We start from the raw sequence: 4,419 nt of genomic DNA on the forward strand, positions 1-4,419 counted from the left end.
CCAGGCGGAGGGGACCTTTGCGTTCCAGATCTACGATGGCATCGTGCCCAAGCGGACGAACCTCTTCCAGGACGTCGTCGAGATCATTCACCGACACATGGCGTCGGGGGCTGTGGTCGAGCCGAGTGCGATGCTGCCAAGCCGATCAACCGGCGAACCACGGGAAGTTGATGTCGTTGTTCGCTCGAAAGTGGCCGGGCACGAGGTGATCGTGTCCGTAGAGGCCGTCGGACGGTCTCGCAAGGCGGACCGCACCTGGGTCGATCAGATGGCCGGCAAGCATGCTGATCTACCAACGAGCCGGTTGGTCCTGGTGTCCGAGAAGGGTTTCACGCGTGACGCGCGGGCGGCGGCTACCGCAGCCAGCATAGTGACAGTTGCACCTCAGGACATTACGGACCAAGCCCTCGGCTTCCGCATCGTCAACACGGCTTCATCGTTGTGGCCAAAGAACGTGAAGTTCACTCCTCGTCGATACGGCGTGAGGTTTGTCAAAGGTACGCGGTCGAGTCCCTGGCCCGGCGGTTCGGCTGAAGTGTGTAGCCAGGACGGAACCGTGATTGCGGCGTCAGTAGAGACGTTTGTTACTGCATTGTATAAGCGGCGGTGGAAGGAGTTGGTGACTGAACACCTGCGCGACATTGTAGAGAATGTCAATCGGAGTGGACTATTGTCTTCGAACCACTAAATTAAGTTTCGACCAGCGGCGGGAAGGGTGTTTGGCTGCGTGATCCAGAGAATGGTCAGCTCCTCCCGGTTTATGGGGTCTCCTGCGCCGGGACCGCTGAGATATCCGTGAGTGAGGTTCCGCTAACGCACAAACAGTTCGGCGAAATTGACGTCAAGTACTCCTTCGGAGAAGGCAAAGTCGGGGAACACGACGCGCTGTTCGTTGTAACGGAAAACGAGGATGGCGGCCAAATGTTGATTAGGTTCAGGCCGACTGATGGTATGCAAATCTGGCTTGACGATATCCAACCTCGGTAGGGACTGGCGGTCAGTCGAGCAGCGCCTTCGCATGATCAGCAAGGGGCGCGGCCAGATCGGGGTAGTCGCCTTTGTCGATCCGGCCTAGCAAGCGGGCGATCACATAGAGCTGGGCAAGACGACCCGATGGAGTGCCGAGAACATCGTTGAACGTCGCGCGCACCCGCTCAGCAGTTTCGGGCACCAACAAGCTGTAGCAGAGGAGGGTTGCTGCGTCCGTCCCCGCCGGACCGCGGCCCCACAGTTCCCAGTCGAGCAGGCCGAAGTCGGGATGCATCAGGTTGGACCAATGCACGTCGCCGTGCACGGTTTCCCATTGGGACACAACGGGGTCCACTGCATCGCCGAATCGCTGCCGGAGGCGGTTCGTGACCTTGTCCTGGTCAGCGTTCGTTCGTTCGGTAGGCGTGTACGCGATGGTGTCCACGGTTCGGCGCAGTTCTGCCCACCACGCGTCAGGAAGATCGACGGCCTGCCGCAGGACGTCGGTCGGAGAACACGGGGCGCCCGGTACGAGGGTCATCACCTCCGCGCGCTGCTGTCGGCCTTCCTCCCACTCGAAGACGTCGAGCACGCGCGGTTTCGACAGTCCGGTGAACACGTTGGCATCGAGGTTGCCTGTCCAGAAGTCACCGCCGATCCACTGCGGATCTTCGGAGTTGACGCGCAGCCAGACCTGGTCGTTGCCCTTGTAGGCCAACACACTGATCGACCGGAAGAGCCACCCGAGGGTTGGTTCGCCGGAGATGGTGAGTCCGAAGTGGTCGGCAGCACGGTGGAGGTTGTCGTGCATCCACTGCACGAACCGGATGTCAGCGTCGCTGAGGTCGTTCACCGTCACTCCTCGGTGATGTACCGCAGGTAGGCGGTCGGGCTGGTCATGAACCTACGCCAGTGGTCTACCAGTGCGAGATCGTCCCAAGTGGTGCGGCGGAATCCGTGATCGCCTACTTCGATGATGTCCGCGCCTGGGGTTGAGGCGAGCAGCGGTGAGTGGGTGGCGCAGATGATCTGTGCGCCAGATTCGCCGAGTCGGTGCATGAGGGCTACCAGGCTCATGCAGGACTGGAACGAGAGCGCGGCTTCGGGCTCGTCCAGCAGATAGAAGCCGGGTTCCTTGAACATGTTCTCGAACACGGTCAGGAACGACTCGCCGTGGCTCATGGCGTCGGTGTCGTCTTCCCAGTAGCCCTGCATCCCGCTGACCGCGTTCATGAATCCGAACGCGGTCTCTGCGCGGTGGAAGTAGCCCCGCCGCTTGGTGCGCGTTCCTGAGCGGTGTCGCGCACCAAGGGCGGAGGTCTCGAACTTGAGCATTTCGCCGAGTGGTGTTTTCGGCCGGTCGTTCACGTACTTCCGTCCAGCTCGCCCGCCGCGCGCGTCCAGGCCCCAGGCTTCGGCGAACGCCTCGACCAAAGTGGACTTGCCGGAGCCGTTCTCACCGACGAGGAAGGTCACCGGTCGTTCGAAGGACATGCCTTCCTTGACCAGTTGATCGACACACGGCACGTCAAGCGGCCACTGCCACCGGTTCGACGTTCTGCTCGGCAGCAGCTCGGTGGGGACGTATGCGCGTCGGGCGAGCATGAACAGTTTTCCTCCGGTCAGCCGTAGCTCGGCACGCAGCCTCCCTCAGGGACGCAGTCACCCTTAGGGATACACGCCGGGCTGCATGACGGACCACACTGAGGATCACACATGTTGGGTACGCACGGCCTGGTCGCGAACTCCGCGGCCAGCGTCGCCGACGTCTCGATCATCCTCGGGCCGCTCAGGATGTCGGCAAGCGCCTCGTCTTTCACGTTACCCACCGGCATCCAGCGCGAGAACACACAGGGCCACACCGAGCCGTCCGCGGCAACGGCGATCTTGCGATCTCCGCAGTTCCCGCAGAGCTGCGACAGGTCAGGTTCGCGGTCGCGGACCCCGCGGCCGGCTTGGCGCAGGTGGTCGATGCGAATCTCGCCGTCCACGCCGATGCCGGCCAGTTCGGAAACGGCCTGCTGAACCCGCTGACCGTCTTCGACGTCGATCACGCCGACACGCAGCGGAATGGAACGGCGAACCGCTTCGGCGATGTTCGCCCTGGTTCGCCCGTGGCTTCCCCGGCCACGGGTGATGCGCTCGTGTTCCTGAGCGTCGTCGGTGTAGTAACTGGTCGCGAGCCGAACACCAGGCCGCGCGAAGACGTCCCACAAGGCCGGTTTCACGTAGACCAGGTTGGTGAAGACCTCGACCTCAAGCCCGCAGCCGAGTGCATGATCGATGAGGTCTGGGAGGCCTCCGTGCAGTGTGGGTTCGCCGCCGATGAACTGAACCATTCGTGTCCCGAGCCCGGCGAGCTGGTCGATCACGTCTCGCCAGTCATCGACGGTCATCGCGCCACTCGTGCCATGTGGCCCGGATTCGGCGTAGCAGTGCCCGCAGTTCAACTGGCACTTTCCGGTGATCTCAAGCCACGCGAACAGCGGATTGTTTGTGTATCGCCGGTCTGATAGGACAGGTGAGGAGGCGTTCTCAGTCTTCAGGTCCACAATTCCCCCTTGCAGGGTTGATTCAACATGATCGTTCCACGAAATTCGTCCGGTTTCTGGCCGGGCAGGGGTCATTCGCTCAGTTGGATCAGTGATCGAGGTCTTGTGTCACAGCATGCAACCAGCACCCCGCAGGTTTCGCCGACCTGCGGGGCTGCGGTTCCAGGTACCGACTATCGCCGAACGGTCAATAAACCTCCTCTCTCCGCGCTAGGCGCGCTTGACCTCTAGAGGGTTTCCGCTTGCGTGGCCGGCATCGAATTTCGCAATCGATGACCGACCTTTGTCAATCCATACCGAGACTGACGATCGGATGCAGGACTCGCGCGTTCCCACTTGTGTCACAGAATCCCTGCCGATTCCATTTCGCTGATGGCCAAAGCGACTGCCTGCTGATCCCGGCCACACGATCTCACGATCGTGGAAACTGACAGCAGGGCAAAATTGTTCGCAGGGAAAACGCGTAACACGGCTGCGCCCGCGCGACTTGGAACGTAGGGCCTTGCGCTTGCTGGCTCGCGCGTCGTGGGTTTGTAGCTCTGGGCCTCAACCGGTTCGATACCCCGCGCCGTGATCATGGAGGCGATTTCTATTTGCGGGATTCCTGTGGTCAACGAGATGGCCTCGATACTGTGGCCACACTTGAACCTGCGCTCCAGTTCGTCGCCGATCAGCACAGCATTCTCTCCGATGCAACGGGTGTAGTCGACTACTCCAGCATCGATGAGAAGGGTTCTAACGAGCGAAGCGCTGAAGTTGTAGAATCGTGCAATTCTTCGGATTGACCAACCCTGGTAATGCTTCGTGGCACATCGTCGGGCGACTGCCTCGCGTTGGGCGCCACTAAGCGGGGAGCTGTTCGCCTTCTGAGCTTCATTCATTGCCTTCGCCCGCTTGT

5 protein-coding genes are annotated in these 4,419 nt (G+C 61.3%); 1 reads left to right on the plus strand and 4 read right to left on the minus strand.

The window, feature by feature from the left end:
* A partial coding sequence (locus tag SK803_RS46205) for a restriction endonuclease (RefSeq protein ID WP_319972619.1) occupies window positions 1-688 on the plus strand: 688 nt, incomplete at its 5' end.
* A 309-nt stretch (window positions 689-997) separates the two neighbouring features.
* Here the strand turns inward: SK803_RS46205 and SK803_RS46210 are convergent.
* The 4 genes from SK803_RS46210 to SK803_RS46225 form a co-directional block, all read right to left on the minus strand.
* Complete coding sequence (locus tag SK803_RS46210) at window positions 998-1,780, minus strand: phosphotransferase (RefSeq protein WP_319972623.1); 783 nt, start codon at window positions 1,778-1,780, stop codon at window positions 998-1,000.
* 44 nt (window positions 1,781-1,824) lie between these two features.
* On the minus strand, window positions 1,825-2,574 hold the full coding sequence (locus tag SK803_RS46215; protein WP_319972620.1) for an AAA family ATPase: 750 nt from the start codon (window positions 2,572-2,574) through the stop codon (window positions 1,825-1,827).
* A 17-nt stretch (window positions 2,575-2,591) separates the two neighbouring features.
* Window positions 2,592-3,521: a radical SAM protein gene (locus SK803_RS46220; RefSeq protein ID WP_319972621.1), complete on the minus strand. Its 930-nt coding sequence runs from the start codon at window positions 3,519-3,521 to the stop codon at window positions 2,592-2,594.
* A gap of 341 nt (window positions 3,522-3,862) precedes the next feature.
* Window positions 3,863-4,419: hypothetical protein (locus tag SK803_RS46225; RefSeq protein ID WP_319972622.1), on the minus strand; the 557-nt coding region annotated here is incomplete at its 5' end.

Origin of the sequence: Lentzea miocenica, assembly GCF_033949945.1 — a bacterium.
GTDB classification, from domain to species: domain Bacteria; phylum Actinomycetota; class Actinomycetes; order Mycobacteriales; family Pseudonocardiaceae; genus Lentzea; species Lentzea miocenica.